Raw genomic sequence first — 22,766 nt, 5'->3', positions numbered from 1 at the left:
GCCAACTGCTCAGCGGCTTGCATGCAGGTAATTTATTACCCGTACTGTGCATGGGGTTGTTTTTCAGATTTTGAGTCTAGCCCGCCGCCTCGTCGAACTGCGTGCTCGCCTCCAGCCACAGTTCCTCCGCGCGCGCCAGCGCGTCGGCGGCGTTGGCGCGCGCCTTCGACAGTTGCGCGGCCTGCTTGGGATCCCGGGTGAAGATGTCGGGCAGGGCGAGCGCGGTGTCGATCTTGGTGATGATCTCGCTGACGCGGGCGATCTCGCTCTCGGCTTCCGCGATGCGCTTCTTCAGCGAGCCACGATTGTCCGATCTCGGGCGCTGCGGCTTCTCGCTCGCGGCGCTACGCTCGCGCGGGACGGGCTCGCCATTGCGCGCCGACAGCACCAGGCGGCGATACTCGTCGAGGTCGCCGTCGTAATTGGTCACGGTCCGGTCGGCGACGATCCAGAGTTGGTCGGCGCAGGACTCAATCAGATAGCGGTCGTGCGAAACCATGATGACGGCGCCGGGGAATTCGTTGATCGCCTCCGCAAGCGCAGCGCGGCTGTCGATGTCGAGATGGTTGGTCGGCTCGTCCAGAATGATCATGTTGGGGCCGAAGAAGGTCGCCAGCCCCAGCAGCAAGCGCGCCTTCTCGCCGCCAGACAATTTCCCGACCTTGGTATCGGCCGCCTTGCCGGAGAATCCGATGGCGCCGGCGCGTGCGCGCACCTTGGCCTCGGGCGCTTCACCCATAAGCTTGCGGACGTGGTCGTAGGTCGAGGCATCCTCGTTCAATTCGTCGAGCTGGTGCTGGGCGAAATAGGCAATCGAGAGCTTGTCGGCACGCGTCACCTTGCCCGAGAACGGTGCGAGGCGGCCCGCGAGCAGTTTCACCAGCGTCGACTTGCCGTTGCCGTTGGAACCAAGGAGCGCGATGCGGTCGTCATTGTCGACGCGCAAGGTGACGCGGTTAAGCACGGGCGTGTTCGGATCGTAGCCGACCACGACGTTGTCGGCGGCGATGATCGGCGGCGACAGGATTTTCTCCGGCGCGGGAAAGCTGATTTCGCGCACGTCCTGGGTGACCAGCGCCGTGATCGGCTTCAGCCGCTCCAGCATTTTTACGCGAGATTGCGCCTGGCGCGCTTTCGAGGCCTTGGCCTTGAAGCGGTCGACGAAGGCCTGCAGCCGCGCGCGCTCGGCCTCCTGGCGCTTCACCGCCTTGGCATCGAGCAGCTCGCGCATGGCCCGTTGCTCCTCGAAGGAGGAATAGGTGCCTTTGTAGAGCGTGAGCTTGCCGCGCTCCAGATGCAGGATCTGGTCGACCGAGCTTTCCAGCAGGTCGCGGTCATGGCTGATCACGATCACCGTGCGCGGATAATGCGCAAGGTGATCCTCGAGCCACAGCGTGCCTTCGAGGTCGAGATAGTTGGTGGGCTCGTCGAGCAGCAGGAGGTCAGGGGCGGCGAACAGCGTGGCGGCGAGCGCGACGCGCATGCGCCAGCCGCCGGAGAATTCGGCGCAGGGGCGGAGCTGGTCGGTGGCGGAGAAGCCGAGGCCGGAGAGGATCGCGGCCGCGCGGCTCGGCGCCGAATGGGCGTCGATGTCGACGAGGCGGGTCTGGATCTCGGCGATCCGGTGCGGGGCGGTCGCGCTCTCCGCTTCGTGAAGCAGCGCGTCGCGTTCGAGGTCGGCCTTGAGCACGACGGAGATCAGGCTTTCGGGGCCGTTCGGGGCCTCCTGCGCGAGGCTGCCGACGCGCCAGCGTGGCGGCAGGGTGACCGTGCCGTGCTCGGCCGCCAGCTCGCCGCGGATCACCTTGAACAGGGTCGACTTGCCGGTGCCGTTGCGCCCGACCATGCCGACGCGCGCGCCGGGCGTGATCTGCACGGAACTCTGGTCAATCAGAAGGCGTCCGGCAAGGCGGATGGAGAGGTCGGTGATAGCAAGCATGCGGCCTTGTCACCGCAAGGCGCGTCGAACGCAACCCGTTTTTGCGTGAGCCTCACGTCAGTGCGAATCGCGGTCGCGCTGCTTCAACTCGTCGAGGAGCTGTTCGAGATGCGTCGGGAGCCGTGGTTCGGGGCGCAGGCTCTGCTGAAGCCGTTCGCCCACCGCATCGCAGATCGAGCGGCTGGTGCGCCGGTCGATCTGTTCGCTGTCATTGGCAAAAAGGCCAGCCATTGTGGGGTTCCGTCTTCTCAAGGTGATGACACGTTACCAAGTCCTTGGCCCCCCAAATGGTTTCGCCGCTCGCGGACATTGCCCGGCACTCTAGTAAAAATTGCATGAAGCCGGGCAATATCCGCCGAAATACAAAGCCCCGGCGCAGGGGAACGCCGGGGCTTCGCTTGGAAGGTACCTGGGGGGCCTAGGTACCTCAGGAAGGTGCTGTCGGGCTCAGTAGCAGCGGTTGATCAGCCGCCAGCGGGGTCCCCAGGGGGTCGGGACCAGCCGGCGCGCGTAGCAGCCGCCATAACCGTAGGAGACGGGGCCGCCGGCATAGAAGCGCGGTCCACCCCAGCCGTGATGCCAGCCACCGCCGCCGCCGTGCCAGCCCCAGCCGCCATGCCAGTGAGCGGAGGCGGAGGTCGGCGCCAGCGCGGCACCCAGCGCAACCGCGGCGACAGCGGCAAGCGAAAGTTTCCTCAACATGGTGATCTCCTAAAGACTGCCGGCGCGGGGCTATCGCGTCGATGGAAAGGCCGCCGAAACGGTCTGCCTGATGATCGGGCCTTCGGTTTCGATAGGCCCGACCTTACGCCGGCGAAGCTGAACCGAACCCTGACGGGGGTTTCAGATTGGGTTCATCTGGATGAAATCGTTGTAATCCATGCTGGAATCCGGGGCGGGCCCTGCGGCGAAGCGCCTGTGAGGCCGTTTTTGCGGTCGCTTGCCGTCCGGCGATGGCGCCGATATAAGCCCGGCAACTCCGAACCACCGCTTTCTTCTCAAGGACAAGATTATGGCCATCGAACGCACTTTCTCGATCATCAAGCCCGATGCGACCGCGCGTAACCTGACCGGTGCGGTCAATGCCGTGATCGAGAAGGCGGGCCTGCGCATCGTCGCGCAGAAGCGCATCCGCATGACCAAGGAACAGGCCGAGACCTTCTATGCCGTGCACAAGGCGCGCCCGTTCTTCGGCGAGCTCGTCGAGTTCATGACCTCGGGCCCCGTGGTGGTCCAGGTGCTGGAAGCCGAGGGCGCCATTGCCAAGTACCGCGACGCGATGGGTGCGACCGATCCGTCCAAGGCCGCCGACGGCACCATCCGCAAGCTCTACGCAAAGTCGATCGGCGAGAATTCCGCTCACGGCTCGGATGCGCCGGAGACCGCTGCGATCGAAATCGCGCAGTTCTTCTCGGGCAACGAGATCGTCGGCTGATCAGCCGATAGGTTAATATCGACGGGGCGAAAGGACGTATTGTGAACTGGCTCTGGCAGATCTTCGATCCCGCAACGATCGGGGCATTCTTCACCCAGTTTCGCAACGAGATGGCCGAACCGACCTTCTGGGTTGCGGTCGCCAAGATCATCTGGATCAACATCCTGCTCTCCGGCGACAACGCGCTGGTGATCGCGCTCGCCTGCCGCGGCCTCAAGCCGCGGCACCGGCTGTGGGGCATGATCTTCGGCGCCGGCGCAGCCGTGCTGCTGCGGATCATCTTCACCGGCATCGTCGCGAGCCTGATGGAGCTACCGTATCTCAAGCTCGTCGGCGGTCTCGCGCTGATCGTGATCGCGGCGAAGCTCCTGGTGCCGGAGAACGAGGACGAGGACGGCGTCGAGTCCGCCTCGCATCTGTGGCAAGCGGTGCAGATCGTCGTCGTCGCCGACATCGTCATGAGTCTCGACAACGTCATTGCGGTGGCCGCCGCCGCCAATGGCAGCGTGCCGCTGCTGATCCTCGGTCTCGCCATCAGCGTGCCGCTGATCGTCGCCGGTGCGGCGCTGATCATGGCGCTGCTCGCAAAGCTGCCGGTCCTGGTCTGGGCGGGTGCAGCGCTGCTCGGCTGGATCTCGGGCGAGGTGATCGCGACCGATCCCGGCATCGCGCCGAAGCTGCACACGCTGTTCGACGGCCCGCTCGGTGCCTCGCTGGACAGCATGCTCGGCGCACTTCGCATCCCGCCCCAATTCGCCCATGGCGGCGGAGGCGGCGAATATCTCTGCGCAGCTCTCGGCGTCGTCGTCGTGCTGGTCGTCGGCAGCATCTGGCGCCGGCGCAGCCTGAGCGCGGCCGCGCTGGAATCCTCCGAGCGCCACGCCAAGGCTTCGGCAGAGTAATCTCTGCGGCATGATCTGGTTTTGCTTGCCTCTTCCCGGCGGGGAGAGGTGTTGCGCGCGATCATTCCGGCAGTCGCCGTCCCCACTGAACCGGTCATCATAGCTCCGCACGCCGGCGAGCATTGCCGCCTCATGGCGGACTCGCGCGTCAAGCGGTCACGCACAGTGCGGTCCGGCACTTCGTGGGTGACCCACAGCGCTCTCAACCTCTGCGCGATTTAGACTTTGACTTATTATAAACTACTGAAAATAAAGGCGTTTTTATTGACTTGGCGGCTCGTGCCGCGGCACGTCGCTCCGGTATTTATTCCTGTCAAACCGGAAGCTGTTGAGAAATGTCTTCGAGTGCCACCTGCCGCCCTGTTGCTATTCTTGCCGCTACCGTCAAATCCCATCCGAAGTTCTCCAGACCGACGGCTTTCGCGGCCTCTCTGGTCTCCATCGCCTTGTTCGGCGACGGCTTCCTTCACCGCACCAGCGCGCAAAGCGCTGCGCCGGAGACGGCGACAGCCTTGCCGGCGGTGACCGTCACTGCCGACGTGCCGAAGCAGCGTGCACGCCCGCGTTTGAACCCAAGTCGAAGGGCGGGCCGTCAAAGCGCGCCCGCGAATGAGCGGGCCAGGATGCAGGCGGAAGCGAAGCTCGCTGCCGCAAGGCCCGGCGCACTCCCGCCCTCCTACTCAGGCGGGCAGGTCGCCCGCGGAGGCCAGATCGGCTTGCTGGGCAACAGGGATTTCATGGACACGCCGTTCAACATCACCAGTTACACGGCGAAGAAAATCGAAGATCAACAGGCCAGCACGATAGCCGACGTCGTCAGCAACGACCCTTCGGTCCGTTTCACCGGTCAGACCGGCGGCATTCTCGACTCCTTCTTCATCCGCGGCTTTCCGATCGGCGAGGGGAATGTCGGAGAAATTGCCTTCAACGGTGTCTACGGTGTTGCGCCGAACTACCGTGTCTTCACCGACTACGTCGAACGGATCGAGATCATCAAGGGCCCGACCGCGCTGCTTTACGGGATGGCCCCGAACAGCAGCGTCGGGGGCACCATCAATATCGTCCCGAAGCGTGCCTCTGATGTCGATCTCACACGGGTTACGACCGACTACGCGACGAACAGCCAGTTCGGCACGCATCTCGACGTCAGCCGACGGTTCGGCGAGAACCGCGAATTCGGAATTCGCGTCAATGGCAGCTATCACAATGGTGATACGCCGCTGGACAACCAGAACCGGGAGGCGCATGTCGGCGCCGCCGCATTCGATTATCGCGGTGAGAAATTCAGAGCATCGCTCGACTTCATCGATCAGGAAGAAAAGTTCGACGCGCCCACGAGACCGTTTCTGGTCGCAACAGGCGTAGCTGTCCCGACCGCGCCGGTCGGGAGGCGCAATGTCACGCAGGCCTGGGAATGGGCTAAGGTTCATGACAACTCGCTGCTGGCGCGCGCCGAATACGATGTGACGGATTCCGTGACGGTGTTCGCCGACGGCGGTGGCGGCAGGACCCAGGTCGATCGCTTGTTCGGCACGCCGACGATCCTGAACGCGGCCGGCAACACCACGTCGACACCGGGACGCTTCAAATTCGATATCGACAGGAATGTCGCTGACGCCGGTGTGCGCGCCCGGTTTGAAACCGGCGCGATCAGTCACGCCGTGAGTTTCCAGGGCAGCTACTACACGGATCAGATCTCACGGGGCTCTGTGTCCGGGACGCCGGTTCTGTCCAACATCTATGCGCCGATCGCCCGTCCTGAGCAGCTCGTTGCTGCTCCCGCGACTGTTCCGAAGCTTTCGGATACCGAATTGACCGGCCTTGCGCTGGCTGACACTTTGTCGGTTTTTCAGGAGCGCCTTCAGCTGACCGTCGGCGTGCGCCAGCAGGGGGTGAAGTCCAACAACTTCAATACCAACACGGGAGCGGTCACGTCCTCCTATGACCAGACGGCGCTCACGCCGATGGTCGGCCTCGTCGTCAAGCCCTGGAGCAACGTTTCGCTCTACACCAACTACATCGAAGGGCTCAGCAAGGGCGACGTCGCACCGACGACCGCGAGCAATCAGGGGGAAGTTCTTGCGCCTTACTTCAGCAAGCAGCACGAGGCAGGCGTCAAGGTCGACTTCGGAATGCTGGCCACCACGATCAGCGTGTTCCAGATCACCAAGCCGTCGGGACAATTGGGCGTCGACAAGATCTTCCGGGCGGACGCCGAACAGCGCAATCGCGGCCTGGAGTTCACCGTATTCGGAGAGGTGCAGCCGGGCATACGGGTCCTTGGCGGCGTGACGTTGATCGATGCGGAGCTGACAAAGACAAGCACGCCAACCAATCTCGGCAAGACGCCGATCGGTGTGCCTCAGGTGCAGGCAAACCTGTCCGCTGAATGGGACACCCCGTTCGCGCCCGGACTGACGCTGGTCGCAAACACCATCTATACGGGACACCAATATCTGGATGCGGCGAACATGCAGGTCGTTCCGGCCTGGACGAGGCTCGACCTGGGTGCCCGCTACAACACGCGGATCAACAACCGGCCGGTGACGCTTCGGGCCCTGGTTCAGAACGTGTTCGATACCAATTACTGGGCTGGCGTGGCGAGCTTCTCCGCATTGTCGCAAGGTGTACCGCGAACCCTGCTATTGTCGATGTCGACGGATTTCTGAGGCGGGTCGGCTTTGACGCGTGCAACGGCGATGTTGCCGGCCCCGAACCTCACCGGACGCGCACGGCGTGGGCTTCTGTGGGCTCATCGATGGCTCGGATTGCTCGGCGGCATCGTCGTGGTGCTGATCGGCCTCACGGGTAGCTTCATCGTCTTCTATCGGGAAATCGACGCCGCCCTGAACCCGGCGCTTTACACTCCCGCAGGTCGGGAACGAGAGGCTACGTTGAGCGAGGTGATGCGCGCGGCCGCGGCAGCGGATCCCGCGCCGATTGCCACGATCCTCGCGCCGGATCGGACCTGGCCGGTCTGGGTCGTGATACATGCGCATGAAACTGCGAAAGGCCGCTACCCGAATCGCTGGACGACCATGGTCGATCCTTCGAACGGGAAGGTGCTCGGGCGGCGTGACTACGTCAACGCGTTCTCCCTCAAGGTTTATCGTCTGCACTACACGCTGCTGCTCTACGAGTGGTGGGGCAAAGAGCTGGTCGGCGTTGTCGGGTTCATGCTGCTCGGCCTGGCCATGTCAGGCGTCATCTTGTGGTGGCCGAGGCCGGGTCGATTCTGGCGATCAGTGTCGGTCCGGAAGGACGTTTCGCTGCTTCGATTTGTTTTCGACGTCCACGGCACGGCCGGCTTTTGGGCGCTGCTCGCGCTCACGGTGATCTCGATGACCGGCGTCGGGATTATTTTTCCCGACGTCGTGCGTCCCATCGTTGGCCTTGTGTCGCAACCGACAGCCGATCCGTCGCCGCGGATCGAAGCGCCGCCCCCCACGGGGACACCGCCGCTATCACCCGATGCGATCATGCGGAGCGCGCAAGCGGCCAAGCCGGGCATGGCGGTTGCCATGCTGAGCCCGCCCACCGAAACGCGCAACACGTGGCGGGTGCAGTTCCGGGCCGCGGGTGCTGATCCCGCGGTACGTGCCCGGGGGGCGATCTGGCTCGATCCATGGAGTGGCGCAGTGGTGCACGATCGCACTTCGGCCGCGATGTCGATGGGGGATCGCTATCTGGCCGAACAGCTCTGGATCCATAACGGCGCGACGTTCGGGCTGATCGGGCGCCTGTTCGTGTTCGCAACCGGCTTCGCACCTCTCGCCCTGTTCATCAGCGGCGCGATCATGTGGCTCAAGAAGCGTCCAGGGAGGATTAGGACCGGCTGGCGAGTCTAGCGCCGCACGATCGAGCCGGAGCGGCCGATCAGGCGGGCGAGGGCGCGGAAGCGGCTGCCGACGCGGTCGGCGACGAGGTCGACGAGCCGGTGCTCGAACACCAGCATCAGATTGCGGCCCTGGCTGCGGAAATGCGTGGCCGGCAGCACACCCGGACGTGCCGCCGAGATCAGATGGGCGACGCGGAACGCCGCGCCCAGCAGACGGGCGCGTTCGAGCTGGGCAGGTGTCAGCAGCTCCTGCATGGTCACCGGCGGCTGGTTCTCCTCGCTCAGGCCCGCATAGCGGTAGAACACGGACAGGCCGACGAAGGCGCGCTCGGTGTGGGTGATTGCGCCGAAATTGCCGTTGACGACCAAGCTCAGCGTCTGCTCGCCGCGATGGTCGGGATGCACGCGCCAGCCGATGTCGGAGAGCAGGCACGCGGTGTGGCGCAAGCGGCGGTCCTCTTCGGTCTCGCGCAGCTTCACCACGCGCGCGAGGCGGTCGGTCCAGGCGATCAGCTCGCGGGCGTGCTTTGCCGAACGCGACAGCAGCTGATTGAGCTCTTCCGCGGCGCAGATCAGCCCGTCCTTGTTGCGCTCGGATTCCGACAGCTTCTCGTGCAAGAGGCCCTCGCGCACGCCGAAGGTCGAGAACACGATGGACTTGGGTTTCGCCACGCGGATGATGTGCTCGAGCACCAGCGCCGCATAGGTAAGGAGCGGGCGCCTGGCATCCGCGACGATCTCGATGTCGGCCAGCATGTCGGCGGCCGCAAGCCGGCGGAGACGACGCGAAAAGTCGAGCGCTTCAGCTGCGGAAATGGAGTAGCCGTGCATCACCTGGAGCGGATAGCCGCTCTGGATGATGTGGATGCGCGCGAGCGCGCGCCAGGTGCCGCCGACGGCGTAGAAGGTGCGGCCGCGGCCGGCGGTGAGCTGCGGCACCTCGTCGAGCTCCTCGCGCACGATACGGTCGGCGCGCTTGAGCGATTTGTGCGCGAGGTCCTGGAGCGCGAGGCCGCCGAGCGGCAGCGTCACGCCGCTGCGCACGCTGTTCTTGCGCACGTCGATCAGCTCGAGCGAGCCGCCGCCGAGATCGCCGACGATGCCGTCGGGATGATGGATGCCGGAGATCACGCCGAGCGCCGACAGCCGCGCCTCGCGCGGGCCCGACAGGATCTCGATCTTCACGGCGCAGATGCGCTCGGCTTTCGCGATGAAGTCGGGGCCGTTGGAGGCATCGCGGCAGGCTGCGGTCGCAATCGCAAACACGCGACCGACCTGCATGACGCGGCACAGCGCCCGGAACCGCTTCAGCGAGGTCAGCGCCTTGTCGACGGCATCGGGAGCAAGCAGGCCCGTGCTCTGCACCTCGCGCCCGAGGCCGCACAGCGTCTTCTCGTTGAAGATCGGAATGAGGCTCCGCGTCAGTCCCTCGTAGACGACGAGACGGACAGAGTTGGAACCGATATCGATGACCGCGACGCTCGAGCCGCGCTTACGCGGCCGCTTCACGTCCTCGATCCCGGATCAAGATTGATGACGTTCATTACGGCGCGTGAGACGGCGCGGCGAGGATTCCTTGAGCGACTTTCCACGGCCAGATAGACTCGGATTTGTCATGAAGTAGTTGTGGACGTTGAAAGGCTCCTCGCCCTTCGCGGTCTTCATACGCGTCGAGGACCCGTCCGGCAACAATTGCCAGCTCTGCTCATTGTCCTTCAGATTCGCGACCATGATCTGTTCGAGAACCTGCTGATGCACCGTGGGATTTTGCAGCGGACACAGCACCTCGACGCGGCGGTCGAGGTTGCGTGGCATCATGTCGGCCGAGGAGATATACACAGCCGCTTTCGCGCTCGGCAGGCCCTGGCCCATGCCGAAACAGTAGATTCGGCCGTGTTCCAGGAAGCGCCCGATGATCGACTTGACGCGGATGTTCTCCGACAGGCCTGGAATGCCGGGCCTGAGGCAGCAGATGCCGCGCACGACGAGCTCGACCTGGACGCCGGCTTGTGAGGCCTCGTAGAGCGCGTCGATGATGTCGGGGTCGACCAGCGCATTCATCTTCATCCAGACCGCGCCGGGGCGGCCATGCCGCGCATGCGCGGTCTCGCCTTGGATGTGCTCGATGATGCGCTTGCGCAACGTCAGCGGCGACACCGCCATCTTTTCCAGATCGCTCGGCGCGGCATAACCGGTGATGAAATTGAACACGCGCGCGGCGTCGCGGCCGATGGTCGGATCCGAGGTGAAGTAGGAGAGGTCGGTGTAGATACGTGCGGTGACGGGGTGATAATTGCCGGTGCCGGTGTGGACGTAGGTGGTGAGGCCGCCGCCCTCGCGGCGCACCACCATCGAGAGCTTCGCGTGCGTCTTCAGTTCGAGGAAGCCGTAGACGACCTGCACGCCGGCGCGTTCGAGGTCGCGGGCCCAGCGGATGTTGGCCTCCTCGTCGAAGCGCGCCTTCAATTCGATCAGCGCGGTGACGGACTTGCCGGCTTCGGCGGCTTCCGCCAGCGTGCGCACAATCGGGGAGTTGTTGGAGGTGCGGTAGAGCGTCTGCTTGATCGCGACGACATCGGGATCGCGGGCGGCCTGCTGCAGGAACTGCACCACCACGTCGAAGGATTCGTAGGGATGATGGACGACGAGGTCCTTCTGCCGGATCGCGGCAAAGATGTCGCCGCCATGCTCGCGCACGCGCTCGGGATGGCGCGGTACGTAAGGGGTGAATTCGAGATCGGGCCGGTCGAGGCGGGTGAGCTGCGAGAGCTCGTTCATGGCGAGCACGCCGTCGACCAGGAAGACCTCGTCGTCGGCGGCCGACAGCGCATGCTGCACGAAGCTGCGCAGCTCCTCCGGCATCTTGCCGTCGATCTCGAGCCGGATCACCGACCCGCGGCGGCGGCGCTTCAGAGCGGTCTCGAACAGGCGGACGAGGTCTTCGGCCTCTTCCTCGATTTCGAGCTCGGAGTCGCGGATGATGCGGAAGGCGCCCTGGCCGTGGAGATTGTAGCCGGGGAACAGGCGGTTGATGAACAGCCCGGTCGCCTGCTCGAGCGAGATCAGCCGCACGACCTTGCCCTCGGCCGGCAACCGGATGAAGCGGTCGATCTTGCCGGGCATACGAATCAGCGCGTTCATCTGCTTGCCGTCGGCGGCGCGCGTCAGCTGGAGCGCGATGGTGAAGCCGAGGCTCGGAATGAACGGGAAGGGGTGAGCCGGGTCGATCGCGAGCGGGGTCAGCAGCGGAAACACGTTGTTGAGGAAGTAGTCCTCGATCCAGGTCCGTTCCGCCTTGGTGACGTCCTTGCCGTCGACCAGCACGATGCCGACGTCGGCCAGCGTGCCGCGCAGGTCGCGCCAGATCGCCTGCTGGTCGGAGGCAAGCTGCGAGACGGTGCGGTTGATCAGCGCGAGCTGCTCGGACGGCGTCAGGCCGTCGGGGCTGCGCTCGGCGATGCCCTCGCGGATCTGGGCCTTGATGCCGGCGACGCGGACCATGAAGAACTCGTCGAGGTTATTCGCTGAAATCGACAGGAATCGCACCCGCTCCAGCATGGGGTGGCTGGGATTGACCGCTTCCTCGAGGACGCGGCGGTTGAAGTGCAGCCAGGAGAGCTCGCGATTGATGAAGCGCTCGGGACTTGAGGCAATCGCCGGCAGGCCCTCGGTCTCCGGGGCTTTTTCTTTAATTTCAACAGCTTGCGCAGAGTCCATCAGAAGTCGATCCATCCAGTTCGCCCCAATTTGCGACTTATGCGCAAAACCGGCGGGAGCATGTGTTAGTCCGATGACGTTTCGATGACATTGATGTTCCGCCGCTGCGCCGCGTCAAGCGGCCTTGGAGCCAGGGCGGAAGGGTCAGGCGTCCCGAAGCAGCTCGGCGGCCAGCGCCCGCGTGACGGGGCGACCGAGGCGCAGGGCCTCGCTGTCGAGCAGCTCAACGGCCTCCCGTGCGGCCGCCGAAGAGCGCTCCAGGCGGGTAGCGAGGTAGCTGACCACGCTCTCATCCACGGCGAGCTGGCGGTCGGCGCAGAACTTGACGATCAGGCCGCGGAAGAGCTGGTCGTCGGGCGGCAGCAGCGAGATCACAGGCACCGCGCGCAGCCGCGAGCGCAGGTCGCGCAGCTCGATCTCGAGCGACGCCGGTACCTCGCGGCCGGTGAAGAGCAGGTAGGCCCCATCCTCGCGGGCGAGGTTCATCAGATGAAACAGGGCCCGCTCGTCGAGCTCTTTTGCCCTGAGATCCTCGACCACCAGCGCGCCGGTGGCGAGCGCGCCCGGGACGTTTTCGGCGGTCAGCCCATTGGCTGTGGTCGAGCGGGCGCCGGAAGCCTCGGCCCAGATCGCGGCGAGATGGCTCTTGCCGCTTCCTTCCGGGCCGGCCAGCCACATGATCCGGTTCGGCCATTCAGGCCAGGCGTCGATGAGGGCAAGACCGGCTTCGTTGGCGGGGCCTTCGAGGAAATTATCCCGGCTGAGGCTTTCCGCGTGCGGAAGCGAGAATGCCAATTGTCGGGGATGAACGCGGCCTGCCACGCTTGCTGTGCTCCGTGCCGGCACGCCGGCTTCGTTTGAAGAGATTCGACGTCATCGAGCGGGAGTTGGCCTTTTGCGGGGCCGCATCCCGGCTCATTTGGCCTCGATCGTGCTACTTGGCTTCGATCGTACTCATGTGCCGCAGCCACTCGACGAGATAGAGCGACACGGAAGAGAGCGTGAAGACCGTGACGAGGCCCATCAGGATCATATCATAAGGCGCCGGTTTGAAGCCGAAGGCCAGGGAGGCCAGCACCAGCGCCGCATAGGCCACCTGGGCGGCGGTGTTGAGCTTCGACACCTTCGACGGCTTCATCTCGACCGGCTTGTCGAACAGCCAGGACACGATCACGGCGGCGACGATCATGATGTCGCGCGACACCACCAGGATCACGATCCAGCGCGGGATGTCGCCCCAGATCCCCAGTGCCAGATAGATCGAGACCAGCAGCGCCTTGTCCGCGAGCGGATCGAGCAGGGCGCCGAGCTCGCTCGTCATGTTGAAGCGCTTGGCGAGGAAGCCGTCGACCGCGTCGCTGACGCCGGCAATGAGGAAGACGGCGAACGCAACCTCCATTTGGCTCGACACGATGGCCCAGACGATGATTGGGACCAGCATGATGCGGCCCAGGGTAATGATATTCGGAATACTCACGCGGCGCTTCCTGGCACCCGGCCTGACCTCGAATCCGGCCCGTTTGAAGGCTGAACCGGTTGATATCTACATAGTATAGGGCGGGGCGCCACGCTTGCCATTGCGCGTCCCCGGAATTCGACGTAACCAGCCGCAAACCCACTGGAAATCGGGCATGACCGACCGCAAAAACGGCCTCACTTACGCCGATTCAGGCGTCGATATCGACGCGGGCAACCGCCTGGTCGATCTGATCAAGCCGTTGGTGCGCGCCACCGCGCGGCCCGGCGCCGACGCCGAGATTGGCGGATTCGGCGGCCTGTTCGACCTAAAGGCGGCCGGTTTCAAGGACCCCGTCCTGGTCGCCGCCACCGACGGGGTCGGCACCAAGGTCAAGATCGCGATCGAGACCGGCCTGCATGGCGGGATCGGCATCGACCTCGTCGCCATGAGCGTCAACGACCTCGTGGTACAGGGCGCCGAGCCGTTGTTCTTCCTCGACTATTTCGCCTGCGGCAAGCTCGACCCGGAGGCGACCGCCTCGATCGTCGCCGGTGTCGCCGAAGGCTGCCGCGAATCCGGCTGCGCCCTGATCGGGGGCGAAACCGCCGAGATGCCCGACCTCTACAAGGACGGCGACTACGACCTCGGCGGCTTTGCCGTCGGCGCCGCCGAGCGCGGTACCTTGTTGCCGCGCAAGGACATCGCCGCAGGGGATGCCGTGATTGGCCTTGCCTCGTCCGGCGTGCACTCCAACGGCTTCTCGCTGGTGCGCAAGATCGTCGAGCAGTCCGGCCTCAGCTTCGAGGCGCCGGCCCCGTTCGCGCCGGTCATGACGCTCGGCGGCGCGCTGCTGACGCCGACACGGCTCTACGTCAAATCCTGCCTGCGTGCGATCCGCGAGACCGGCGCGGTGAAGGGGCTTGCCCACATCACCGGCGGCGGTTTCACCGACAACATCCCACGCGTGCTGCCGAGCCATCTTGGCGTCGGCATCGATCTGGCGCGCCTGCCGGTGCTGCCGGTGTTCAAATGGCTGGCTGCCCAAGCCGGCATCGCCGAGCTCGAGATGCTGCGCACCTTCAACTGCGGCATCGGCATGATCGCGATCGTCGAGCCCGACAAGGTCGATCAGGTCGTGCAGGTCTTCAGCGATGCCGGTGAGACGGTGGCGCAGCTCGGTACCGTGATTCCGGCCGAGGGCGAGCACCGCGTCGTCTACAACGGCCACCTCGACCTGGCACTGTGATGACTGGCGCTGTGATGAAGCGCCGCGTCGCCATCCTGATCTCCGGCCGCGGCTCCAACATGTCCGCGCTGATCAGGGCCGCTGCCGCAGCGGAGTTTCCGGCGGAAATCTCGCTCGTCATCTCGAACAAGGCCGACGCGCTCGGCCTCGAACGGGCCAAGGCGAGCGGCGTCAAAACGCTGGTGATTGAGAGCAAGCCGTTCGGCAAGGACCGCGCCGGCTTCGAAAAGCTGCTGCAGGCCGCGCTCGACCAGCACGGCATCGAGCTGATCTGTCTCGGCGGCTTCATGCGCCTGTTCACGGCCGAGTTCACCAAGGCCTGGTACGGGCGGATGCTCAACATCCATCCCTCGCTGCTGCCGTCGTTCCCAGGTTTGGACCCGCATGGTCAAGCTTTGCGCGCCGGCGTCAAACTGTCAGGCGCGACAGTGCACTTCGTGATCCCCGAGACCGATGCCGGTCCGATCGTGATGCAGGGTGCGGTCCCCGTCAGCGACCACGACACGGGCGCTACGCTGTCGGAGCGCATTCTCGAGGTGGAGCATCGCATCTATCCGGAAGCGTTGCGGCTGCTTGCGACCGGCAAGGTTCGGATCGAGGGCGATGTGTGCAGGACGGACGGAAGCGGGCCCTCGGAGAATTTCCTGGTATCGCCGGTGGTGCGCTGAAGCGCCGTCGCACCGTGTTTCGTCTTCGCAAACAAAATCCCCCGGCAGAGCCGGGGGCATCGTCATGATCTCTCGCGCGAAGCTTTGAGAGAAATCAGGAGACCTTGAGGTTCTCCGCGGATGCTTTGCCGCGGTTCTCCACGAGGTCGTATTCAACCACCTGGTTCTCATTAAGGGTCGAGAGTCCGGCACGCTCGACGGCCGAGATATGGACGAACACGTCCTTATCGCTGCCGTTCGGCTTGATGAACCCATAGCCCTTGGTCGGGTTGAACCATTTGACGGTGCCCTTTTGCGGCATCGCTCATCTCCTCCACTAGATACAAAAAAGACGCGGCCGCAGTTTCGCGTGCCACGCCACAAACGGGCTTCCGATAGTCTGTTCGAGTCTCAATGTCGCGAAACGCACAGCCGAGCGGCCAATTCCGATTGTGTCCAATATTGCAACATGAAATTCGCGCGTTAGCAAGCGGCGCACGGCTTTCAAGATCGCGGCGGGTGTCGCTGTCTGCTATTTGCGACCTGTGGCAAGGGAACCACAATCGAGGCAATAGCCCCGCTCCAGCGCGCCAACCGGTTGACCCTGCGTGGCAGTTCGGCACAAATCGCCGCAAGCGCGCGCCGTTCGTGTTGCATTTTTGCGCTCCGCCACTTTGCTTCGGGATTAGTCGTCATGCGCTGCGCGTTGCAGCTCTCCGGGACACGGCAGACGGTCGGGCTGGGCCGTGTCCGCCGGATCGCGGCTGCGCTCGTCATGGCGCTTGGACTCGTCGTGATGATGTCTGCGACATCAGCCTTCGCGCAGAGTCCGACGCCCACGCCGACCCCGACCCCGACACCCACGGCGTCACCGACCCCCATGCCGACCGCGACCAATTACGACCAGTCGGCCGGCAACAGTGCGCTCAATCTTGGGTCCAATTTCCTGGAGCGGCTCGGCAACCAGGCCTCTGGCGGCGTCAACCGCGCATCGCGCACCAATCCCGGTGGGGGCGGTGCCTCGGCGAGCACGGAGGATCCGCTCTACCGCACCTGGTTCGAAGGCTATGGCATCTCGGTCCGGACCGACGCGCAAGGCGACTTCGTCGGCGACAAGCGCAAGACCTTTGGCGGCGTCGCCGGCTTCGGCGCGCGGGTCGCGCCGGGCGTCAATCTCGGCTTCTCCGTCGACCAGAGCCATACCGACATCGACGTGCCGCTGGCGCTCCAGTCGGCGACGCTCGACCTGACGCAAATCGGTTTCAACGGCTCGGTCGACAAGGGACCGTGGACCTGGGCGTTCGCGGTGGTGCACGGTTTCGGCAAGGTCCGTTCCAGCAGGGACACCGGCGTTGGTCTTGCGACCGCGGGTTATCGTGCTGCGATCGACGGTGGCCTGACCGAGATCAGCTACTACTGGACCAAGGACCAGATGCGCATCGTGCCCAAGGGCGCGCTCGAATATGTGCGCGCCACCAGCGCTGCGTTCCAGGAGGCCGGAGGGCTCGATCCATTGAACGTCGGCTCCTCGGCACTCTCACGCGCACGCGTAATGATCGGCGCGGAGATCGGGCGCTACTTCATCTACGACCAGAAGATCCTGGACCTGTCGGCCTACGGCAAGTTCGTCGACAATTTCTACCAGAACCTGGGATCGGTGCAGGTCAGCCTGGGCACCCAGAGCATCGTCGTTCCCGGCATCGGGGAGAGCCGTTACGGCATGGATGCCGGCGCCTCGGCCTCGCTCAGCCTCACCAGCGTCGCGCGGCTCTACATCAACTATGATGGTAAGTTCCGCAACGAGCTGACGTCGCACCAAGGCACGGTCGGCTTCGAATACAGATGGTGAGGGCGAAGTGCCCCCTTCGCCTAAGTTGGCGTTGCCGCGACATAACCCGTTAGCCCAAAGCCCTCGCGCGCGGCCGTCATCATTGGCACCAGCGCATTCGGATGGATGAACTCGTCGCGGAAGCAGGGATAGGTCTTGGCATCGAAGATCTTCTTCAGCCAGTCGACCACGATCTTGTGGCGCTCGGAGTTGCGGAATTCCTTGTGATAGGTGAGCCAGAGATCGGCGTGGTGGCTGACACCGAGATCGACGGCAACGAGCGGTGCGCCGAGCGCGATCGACACGGTCGGCAGGAAGCCGATGCCGGCGCCGCGCTCCACCGCATAGAGCACGCCGACCGAGGAGTTGGTCTTGATTCCGACGATGCCTTCGAGCGACTTCAGTCCAAGCACGCGGGCGTAGGCGCCGTCGTCGACCTGCGGCGCGCTCTGCTTGATGATGCGATGGTTCTTCAACTCGGCGAGGGACGCCGGCACGCCGTAGAGGTTCTCGTATTCCCTGGAGACGAAGGGATAGATGTGCAGGCGGCCGAGCTTGGCGACGATCAGGTCGGGATTGGTCGGCGGCTCGAGCTGGATCGCGATGTCGGATTCAAGCCGGGCGACGTCGGCCTGCTCCATCGCGCAGCGCAGATCGACGGTGATCTTGCGATAGGTCTTCTGGAAATCGATCAGCCGCGGCAGGATCCAGAAATTGCCGGGGCCTTCCGTCACCGCGACGCGCACGGTGCCTGACGTGTCGTTCGACGATCGCGAGGCACGCCGGAAGACGTTGAAGGCATGACGCTCCATATGCGCGACGTCGGCGATCATCGCGGCGCCTTCATCGCTGAGCGTCAGTCCGCTCTGGTCGCGCAGGAACAGCTTGCAGTCGATGCTCTCTTCGAGCCGGTCGATCCTGCGCATCAGCGTGGTGGAGGTGAGGCCGAGTTCTTCGGCCGCGTTGCGGAAACTTTTATATTTTGCGCACGCTAAAAAGAGTTTCAAATCGTCCCAGGACGCGTCCAGGGCTTCTTCACGGTGCTGCATCAAAGCAGCACCCCGGTGCAATAACTGCTGCATACGCCAGATCCCCAACCGCTAAGGTCATCGTCATAGCGGGGCACTAAATCCTCGGACGATAGAGGGGTGACATGAGTATGGAAAGGGGCTCCTTTGCCGCAAGGCATGATTTCGATGCATTGCCGCTCAGTCCGGACGTCGATGTCCGATGTGCGCAATCTTCCGAAATTGCTGCGCTTTCCGACATGGCGCACCGGCTGGTGCCGGGTGTGCAGATCGGAACGGCAGAGCTTGCACGATATTTCACGTTCGATCCTCAGAGCATCCTGACGTTCAGTCGCAAGGGCAATCTGGTCGGCGGCATGGCCTTCTTGTTCCTCAACGACCGCGGACATGATGCGCTGCTGCTCGACGAGATCTGCCTGACCGCACCCGAGACGCGCTATCTCGCTTCCGCGAAGGAAGACGTTGCAGCGATCTACATCTGGGCGATCGCGGCGACGGGCCGCGGTATCGCCGGTCTCGGCAAGGCCGCGGCTCATCTACGTCAGGTAAGGTTTCGCGGCGCGGATTGCTATGCGCAGCCGTCAACCGTGGCCGGACGCGACATCATGAAGGCGACGGGATTCGACCCCGTCCCGAGCTTCCAGCCCGATCTCTGGTGTTACGAGCGGCCCTGGCATCGGCAGCCGATGCGGATGCCGGGCGCGATCATCCAAACAAGGAGTTTTGCAGATGCACGGCACTAGGATTCCCCTCGCCAAGCCCGACTCCCGCGCCATCACCATTCGCCTCGCGCGCGATCCCAACGACCTCATGCTGGTCACCGCCATTCGCGCGGCGGTCTATCTCGCCGAGCAGGATTGTCCGTTCGACGAGGAGTTCGACGGCAACGACATGGTCGCAGCGCACTTCATCGGTTACGTCGGCAACGAGCCTGCGGGTTGCCTGCGGGTACGCTTCTTCGGGGATTTCGCCAAGGTGGAGCGGCTCGCGGTGCGTCATCAATATCGGCGCTCGCGCGTCTCGTTCAAGCTGGTCCAGGCGAGCGTCGACTATGTGAAGCGCAAGGGCTTTCGCAAGATCTACGGCCAGGCGCAGGACCGGCTGGTCGATTTCTGGGCTCATTTCGGCGCCAAGCCGCTCGGTCACAACCGCAAGATCACCTTCTCGGATTTCTCCTACACGGAGATGCTGCTGGAGATCGAGCCGGGGCCGGACGCCATCACGCTGGACAGCGATCCCTATGTGATCATTCGCCCCGAGGGCGATTGGGACCGGCCCGGCGTGCTCGACGCATCCGCGGGGCGGGCGGTGACCTCGCCGCTACGGGACCTCGCACTCGCCGATCACTGAAATTGGTGCAGCTCTGCGCAAGACAATGCTGGCTTCCATTACCGATGATCCGTCGATCCTGGTCTGTGCGGATCTCCAGGTCGAATATCTGACCCCCGGGCGTCGCCATGTCATCCTCGACGGCGAAGCCGCCACCGTGCGCTGCCTGGAGCTCCTGACACTGTGGCGCACCAATCTCTGGCCGGTGATGCATCTGAAGCGCATCGCCCAGGCGGCGTGGTTCAATCCGGCATCCAGGCTGACCGATTGGATCGCGGAGGCGAAGCCGCGACCCGGCGAAATGACTTTCGAGCACCCGTTGCCGTCGGCCTACAGCTCTTCGCGGTTCGTGGACTACATGTCCAATATCCGCAATGTGCGCTGCATTCTGGTCGGCTTTTCCCTGGACGAAACCATCCTGGCCACCGCCGTCGACGGGTTTCACCGCAGCCATCGCTACCAGATCGTCGCTGACGCCGTGGCCTGCCGGCAGCCGGGCACGGGCGATGCCGCCGTCTACAAACAGTCGGTGGTGAATGTGATCGGGAATTTTGCTACAGTCCATGCCAGCGCCGAACTGATCAGAACCAGCGGCGCCATCGCGGTCTAGGCGGCCGTGGTCGGCGGATGGATGGGGTGGGACATTGTCACGGGGGGACGAGCTCAAGGAGCTGGCAAGCGATTTGTCGCGTGCTGTGGAGACGGCGCGCAGCGTCGGCTTGCCCACGACGGTCTATCTGCTCTCGATGGCGCTGGTGGAGGTGAGGGAAGCCGCTCGCGCTGCCGACGAAGAGGATGACGACGGCGCGGCGTAGGGTTTCGGGCCTGCGGCGAAAGCGTTTCTCTCAGGATCGGCCGATGGCGCGCATCAGGATATCGGATGCGTCATCAGCGTTGTCGCCCGCGTAGGCGACGAATTGATCGGGCCGCACCAGGATCAGCCGCGCCTCGTATTTCTCGCGTCCGCCTGATGCGGTGTCCCTGATCACCGTCAGCGGGATGCCAAGCCGCGCGGCGGCTTGCTCGAGAGCTGTTGCCGCGGCGCCGTCCGTCAGATCGATCAAGGTGAAGCCGTCGCCCAATTCCTCGAACACGTTTTTGCCTGACGACAGAGGTTGCGGGGTGAGATGATGACCTGCGCGCGCCGGATAGGCGTGCGAGCCGATCGCGCTGCAGACAGCGCCGGCCGGACCAAAGACGATTGGTGACCCCTCGTAATTCGGCTCGAAGGCGTTGACCTCGGCGCGCGCGCCGGAGTGCCGCTCGTGCCAGGCGGCCTCGAAATCCGCCCGATCGCGCGCTGGATCGTGCCGGCGAAGAAAATCGCGGTCGCGGAAGATCGGCGTCTCGATGAAATCGCGCGCGGTGGACGCAAACACCGGACGCCGCTCGGCATCGTAGCTGTCGAGCAGACCGGCTGGCGCCCAGCCTTGCAGCGTCGCGGCGAGCTTCCACGCCAGATTTGCGGCGTCCTCGAAGCCGGTGTTGATGCCATAGCCGCCGTAGGGCGGATGGCTGTGCGCGGCATCTCCGGCGACGAAGACGCGGCCGGCGCGGTAGCTGTCCGCGACCGTGAAGCGAAGATCCCAGAATCCGATGTGCTCGAACTCGATGTCGAATTGTGCGCCGGCGGCATCGTGCAGCAAGCGTCGGAAATCGAAATTGTCGGCGGTGGTGTCCGCGGGAACGGGGGCATGGAAGAACCAGGTGCTGCCGAGATCGACCCGGCCGAAGAACTTCCAATAGCCCTCGAGGTCCGGATGCAACACGCTGTAGAACGACTTGCCTGGAAAGGCCTCGAGCAGTCGATGCAATTCGACGGAGCGAAACACCAGCAGCACCATCAGCCGATCGTGGTCGGAGCGGGTCTGGGTGATGCCGGCGCGTTCGCGCACGATCGATCGGCTGCCATCGCAGCCGATCACGTAGTCGGCGCGAAGGCTCTGTATCATCCCGTCGCGATTTTCGATGTCGAGGCCCACGCCCTCGGCGTCAGGCCGGACATCCCGGCAGGTCCAGCCGTATTGCAGGTCAATGGAGGGAAGCTGTGCCGCCCGTTGCCGCAACACGGCTTCGGTCGCGTATTGCGGCAGGCGTTCGTTGTCGGTGAAATAGAAGGGGCGGACGAGCTCGCGCTGCAGCCAGTTGTAATTGTGGCCGCTGAGCAGCGTCCCGTAGCTGGTCATTCCGCCGATGCCGTAGTCGGGAGGAATGGTGCGGGCCGCGCGCAGCGCTGCCTCCGCGCCCCAGAAATGGAAATGCTCCATCGTCCGCTGCGTGAGGTTCTGTCCCTTGGGGATCGGCTGCGGCTGTTCGTGGCGTTCCACGACGATGGTCTTGATGCCGCGCTGGCCAAGGCCGATCGCCAGACCCATCCCGACCGGTCCGCCGCCGACGATCACGACGGGCGCGTCGCTATCCGCTGAAGCCTGCCTCACATCGCTTCCCCACGATTGTCATCGCGCGAGGCGCGATCGCTCGTCCTCATGAGATGTCGTACAGATCTCGTCAAGTAAAATCTCAAATAATGAGATTATTATGTCGCAGCCTCGGAGATCTGCCGGGCCGCTTCGCGGACCTCCGCGCTGATGCGATCGATCAACTCGCCCTTGGCATGTGGTCCGGCGATCGTGATGCAGAGGCTCGCGATCGGGTAGCCCGCATCGAGGATCGGCGCGGCGATCCCGACCGCGCCCGGTGTCACTTCGCCAAAGGCAACGGCGACGCCGGCGCGCCGCACGCGCTTCAGCGCTGCCAGGATTTCGTCGGACGTGTCGCCGACGCCGACGCTGCGCAGATCGGCGGCATAGCGCGTCACCAGTGGCATCACGCGTTGCTTGGGCAGAAAAGACATGATCGAGCGCGCGATTGCGCCGCGTCCCATCGCCATCGGTCGGCCGCGCGGATAGCTGCTCACGGGATTCACGACGGAGGCGATTGAAGCCACGCACAGCATCTTTTCCCCATACCAGCGCACGACCAGGGCCGTACAGGGGTGCGCGGCCGACAGCCGCTCCAGATGCGGGGTGGCTGCTGCGATCAGCGGATCGGAGCGGCGGCTGAGATAGTCCATCTCCACCACGCGCGGGCCAAGCGCGAACCGGCCACCGCGCGTCGGCATCACGAAGCCGCTGTCCTTCAAGCTCTTCAGATAGCGATACAGCGTCGGCCTCGTGTAGCCGAGCTCCTTCATGAGCTCTTCGGGCGACCATTGCGGCCGTGCCTCGGTGAAGAGATCGAGCACGGCAAGGACTCGATCCTGACTGTTTGCTTTGACCAAGTGAGATTCGATCCAGCTTCGCGTATTGGCCGTGATACCCGCATTCGCGCCGACCGCAAACGGTGGCACGGTAGTGGCTTGCCTTCGTTATAATCTCACTATAAGAGATTTTAAGAAG

The 22,766-nt window shown here is 64.3% G+C and carries 22 protein-coding genes; 11 read left to right on the top strand and 11 right to left on the bottom strand.

Going from position 1 to position 22,766, the window contains the following annotated elements:
• Positions 1-76: 76 nt before the first annotated feature.
• The 3 genes from AB7Z56_RS25345 to AB7Z56_RS25335 form a co-directional block, all read right to left on the bottom strand.
• The gene (locus AB7Z56_RS25345; protein WP_283018684.1) at positions 77-1,939 is read right to left on the bottom strand and encodes an ABC-F family ATP-binding cassette domain-containing protein; all 1,863 of its coding nucleotides are present in this window, start codon (positions 1,937-1,939) and stop codon (positions 77-79) included.
• A 57-nt stretch (positions 1,940-1,996) separates the two neighbouring features.
• Positions 1,997-2,170, bottom strand: coding sequence for a hypothetical protein (locus AB7Z56_RS25340; protein ID WP_166096073.1), 174 nt, complete (start codon positions 2,168-2,170; stop codon positions 1,997-1,999).
• A 216-nt stretch (positions 2,171-2,386) separates the two neighbouring features.
• Positions 2,387-2,641, bottom strand: coding sequence for a hypothetical protein (locus tag AB7Z56_RS25335; RefSeq protein ID WP_038931848.1), 255 nt, complete (start codon positions 2,639-2,641; stop codon positions 2,387-2,389).
• Between the two features lie 310 nt (positions 2,642-2,951).
• Between AB7Z56_RS25335 and ndk the strand changes: the two genes are divergently transcribed.
• The 4 genes from ndk (at position 2,952) to AB7Z56_RS25315 (ending at position 8,124) form a co-directional block, all read left to right on the top strand.
• Positions 2,952-3,374, top strand: a complete 423-nt coding sequence (gene ndk, locus AB7Z56_RS25330; protein WP_027535388.1) for a nucleoside-diphosphate kinase — start codon at positions 2,952-2,954, stop codon at positions 3,372-3,374.
• Between the two features lie 41 nt (positions 3,375-3,415).
• Positions 3,416-4,276: a TerC family protein gene (locus AB7Z56_RS25325; RefSeq protein ID WP_063983672.1), complete on the top strand. Its 861-nt coding sequence runs from the start codon at positions 3,416-3,418 to the stop codon at positions 4,274-4,276.
• Between the two features lie 623 nt (positions 4,277-4,899).
• The gene (locus AB7Z56_RS25320) at positions 4,900-6,945 is read left to right on the top strand and encodes a TonB-dependent receptor (protein WP_354075912.1); all 2,046 of its coding nucleotides are present in this window, start codon (positions 4,900-4,902) and stop codon (positions 6,943-6,945) included.
• 30 nt (positions 6,946-6,975) lie between these two features.
• Complete coding sequence (locus tag AB7Z56_RS25315; RefSeq protein WP_354076017.1) at positions 6,976-8,124, top strand: PepSY-associated TM helix domain-containing protein; 1,149 nt, start codon at positions 6,976-6,978, stop codon at positions 8,122-8,124.
• Here AB7Z56_RS25315 and ppx read toward each other — a convergent pair.
• The 4 genes from ppx to AB7Z56_RS25295 all read right to left on the bottom strand — a co-directional run bounded on the left by ppx (position 8,121) and on the right by AB7Z56_RS25295 (position 13,308).
• A complete protein-coding gene (gene ppx, locus AB7Z56_RS25310) occupies positions 8,121-9,623 on the bottom strand; it encodes an exopolyphosphatase (protein WP_041957841.1) in 1,503 nt (500 codons plus the stop codon). The genes AB7Z56_RS25315 and ppx overlap by 4 nt on opposite strands.
• A gap of 15 nt (positions 9,624-9,638) precedes the next feature.
• Complete coding sequence (locus AB7Z56_RS25305) at positions 9,639-11,831, bottom strand: RNA degradosome polyphosphate kinase (RefSeq protein ID WP_063983670.1); 2,193 nt, start codon at positions 11,829-11,831, stop codon at positions 9,639-9,641.
• A 144-nt stretch (positions 11,832-11,975) separates the two neighbouring features.
• Positions 11,976-12,653, bottom strand: a complete 678-nt coding sequence (locus AB7Z56_RS25300; RefSeq protein ID WP_063986416.1) for a DnaA ATPase domain-containing protein — start codon at positions 12,651-12,653, stop codon at positions 11,976-11,978.
• Between the two features lie 112 nt (positions 12,654-12,765).
• Positions 12,766-13,308 (bottom strand): CDP-alcohol phosphatidyltransferase family protein, encoded by a 543-nt coding sequence (locus tag AB7Z56_RS25295; protein ID WP_063983669.1) that lies wholly within the window; start codon positions 13,306-13,308, stop codon positions 12,766-12,768.
• Between the two features lie 154 nt (positions 13,309-13,462).
• Between AB7Z56_RS25295 and purM the strand changes: the two genes are divergently transcribed.
• The gene (purM, locus tag AB7Z56_RS25290; protein WP_441256463.1) at positions 13,463-14,536 is read left to right on the top strand and encodes a phosphoribosylformylglycinamidine cyclo-ligase; all 1,074 of its coding nucleotides are present in this window, start codon (positions 13,463-13,465) and stop codon (positions 14,534-14,536) included.
• A gap of 14 nt (positions 14,537-14,550) precedes the next feature.
• Positions 14,551-15,204, top strand: a complete 654-nt coding sequence (gene purN, locus AB7Z56_RS25285; protein ID WP_063983667.1) for a phosphoribosylglycinamide formyltransferase — start codon at positions 14,551-14,553, stop codon at positions 15,202-15,204.
• A 94-nt stretch (positions 15,205-15,298) separates the two neighbouring features.
• Here the strand turns inward: purN and AB7Z56_RS25280 are convergent, their stop codons facing one another.
• The gene (locus tag AB7Z56_RS25280; protein WP_007591938.1) at positions 15,299-15,505 is read right to left on the bottom strand and encodes a cold-shock protein; all 207 of its coding nucleotides are present in this window, start codon (positions 15,503-15,505) and stop codon (positions 15,299-15,301) included.
• A gap of 372 nt (positions 15,506-15,877) precedes the next feature.
• On the opposite strand from AB7Z56_RS25280, the gene AB7Z56_RS25275 reads away from it, so the two are divergent.
• Positions 15,878-17,032, top strand: coding sequence for an autotransporter outer membrane beta-barrel domain-containing protein (locus tag AB7Z56_RS25275; protein WP_283018685.1), 1,155 nt, complete (start codon positions 15,878-15,880; stop codon positions 17,030-17,032).
• Between the two features lie 20 nt (positions 17,033-17,052).
• Here the strand turns inward: AB7Z56_RS25275 and AB7Z56_RS25270 are convergent, their stop codons facing one another.
• A complete protein-coding gene (locus AB7Z56_RS25270; RefSeq protein WP_071914600.1) occupies positions 17,053-18,093 on the bottom strand; it encodes a LysR family transcriptional regulator in 1,041 nt (346 codons plus the stop codon).
• 71 nt (positions 18,094-18,164) lie between these two features.
• Here AB7Z56_RS25270 and AB7Z56_RS25265 point away from each other — a divergent pair, with 71 nt between their 5' ends.
• The 4 genes from AB7Z56_RS25265 to AB7Z56_RS25250 are packed head-to-tail and all read left to right on the top strand — an operon-like array spanning position 18,165 to position 20,183.
• Positions 18,165-18,782, top strand: a complete 618-nt coding sequence (locus AB7Z56_RS25265) for a hypothetical protein (protein ID WP_063983665.1) — start codon at positions 18,165-18,167, stop codon at positions 18,780-18,782.
• A complete protein-coding gene (locus tag AB7Z56_RS25260) occupies positions 18,769-19,389 on the top strand; it encodes a GNAT family N-acetyltransferase (protein ID WP_063983664.1) in 621 nt (206 codons plus the stop codon). Before AB7Z56_RS25265 ends, AB7Z56_RS25260 begins: the two co-directional genes overlap by 14 nt.
• Before the next feature lie 25 nt (positions 19,390-19,414).
• A complete protein-coding gene (locus AB7Z56_RS25255; protein WP_063983663.1) occupies positions 19,415-19,978 on the top strand; it encodes an isochorismatase family protein in 564 nt (187 codons plus the stop codon).
• A 34-nt stretch (positions 19,979-20,012) separates the two neighbouring features.
• On the top strand, positions 20,013-20,183 hold the full coding sequence (locus tag AB7Z56_RS25250) for a hypothetical protein (protein WP_166096098.1): 171 nt from the start codon (positions 20,013-20,015) through the stop codon (positions 20,181-20,183).
• A 30-nt stretch (positions 20,184-20,213) separates the two neighbouring features.
• On the opposite strand, the gene AB7Z56_RS25245 is transcribed toward AB7Z56_RS25250, so the two are convergent.
• Positions 20,214-21,806 carry an FAD-dependent monooxygenase gene (locus AB7Z56_RS25245; protein ID WP_225048801.1) on the bottom strand — a complete coding sequence of 531 codons (1,593 nt, stop codon included), beginning with the start codon at positions 21,804-21,806 and terminating at the stop codon, positions 20,214-20,216.
• A 98-nt stretch (positions 21,807-21,904) separates the two neighbouring features.
• Positions 21,905-22,648: an IclR family transcriptional regulator gene (locus tag AB7Z56_RS25240; RefSeq protein ID WP_166096102.1), complete on the bottom strand. Its 744-nt coding sequence runs from the start codon at positions 22,646-22,648 to the stop codon at positions 21,905-21,907.
• Positions 22,649-22,766: the final 118 nt, after the last annotated feature.

The organism is Bradyrhizobium sp. 482_C4_N1_8 (assembly GCF_052075965.1).
Lineage (GTDB): Bacteria > Pseudomonadota > Alphaproteobacteria > Rhizobiales > Xanthobacteraceae > Bradyrhizobium > Bradyrhizobium barranii.
The sequence above is the reverse complement of the archived record's forward strand: the minus strand, read 5'-3'. Positions and strand labels throughout refer to the sequence as shown.

Bases quoted from the DNA above. Each gene is read 5' to 3' on its own strand.
- ndk (WP_027535388.1), top strand. From the start codon at position 2,952: ATGGCCATCGAACGCACTTTCTCGATCATCAAGCCCGATGCGACCGCG.
- AB7Z56_RS25260 (WP_063983664.1), top strand. From the start codon at position 18,769: ATGCACGGCACTAGGATTCCCCTCGCCAAGCCCGACTCCCGCGCCATC.
- AB7Z56_RS25265 (WP_063983665.1), top strand. From the start codon at position 18,165: ATGAGTATGGAAAGGGGCTCCTTTGCCGCAAGGCATGATTTCGATGCA.
- AB7Z56_RS25315 (WP_354076017.1), top strand. From the start codon at position 6,976: ATGTTGCCGGCCCCGAACCTCACCGGACGCGCACGGCGTGGGCTTCTG.
- AB7Z56_RS25280 (WP_007591938.1), bottom strand. From the start codon at position 15,505: ATGCCGCAAAAGGGCACCGTCAAATGGTTCAACCCGACCAAGGGCTAT.
- AB7Z56_RS25270 (WP_071914600.1), bottom strand. From the start codon at position 18,093: ATGCAGCAGTTATTGCACCGGGGTGCTGCTTTGATGCAGCACCGTGAA.
- AB7Z56_RS25335 (WP_038931848.1), bottom strand. From the start codon at position 2,641: ATGTTGAGGAAACTTTCGCTTGCCGCTGTCGCCGCGGTTGCGCTGGGT.
- purN (WP_063983667.1), top strand. From the start codon at position 14,551: ATGAAGCGCCGCGTCGCCATCCTGATCTCCGGCCGCGGCTCCAACATG.
- purM (WP_441256463.1), top strand. From the start codon at position 13,463: ATGACCGACCGCAAAAACGGCCTCACTTACGCCGATTCAGGCGTCGAT.
- AB7Z56_RS25320 (WP_354075912.1), top strand. From the start codon at position 4,900: ATGCAGGCGGAAGCGAAGCTCGCTGCCGCAAGGCCCGGCGCACTCCCG.
- AB7Z56_RS25305 (WP_063983670.1), bottom strand. From the start codon at position 11,831: ATGGACTCTGCGCAAGCTGTTGAAATTAAAGAAAAAGCCCCGGAGACC.
- AB7Z56_RS25345 (WP_283018684.1), bottom strand. From the start codon at position 1,939: ATGCTTGCTATCACCGACCTCTCCATCCGCCTTGCCGGACGCCTTCTG.
- AB7Z56_RS25255 (WP_063983663.1), top strand. From the start codon at position 19,415: ATGCTGGCTTCCATTACCGATGATCCGTCGATCCTGGTCTGTGCGGAT.
- AB7Z56_RS25275 (WP_283018685.1), top strand. From the start codon at position 15,878: ATGCGCTGCGCGTTGCAGCTCTCCGGGACACGGCAGACGGTCGGGCTG.
- AB7Z56_RS25340 (WP_166096073.1), bottom strand. From the start codon at position 2,170: ATGGCTGGCCTTTTTGCCAATGACAGCGAACAGATCGACCGGCGCACC.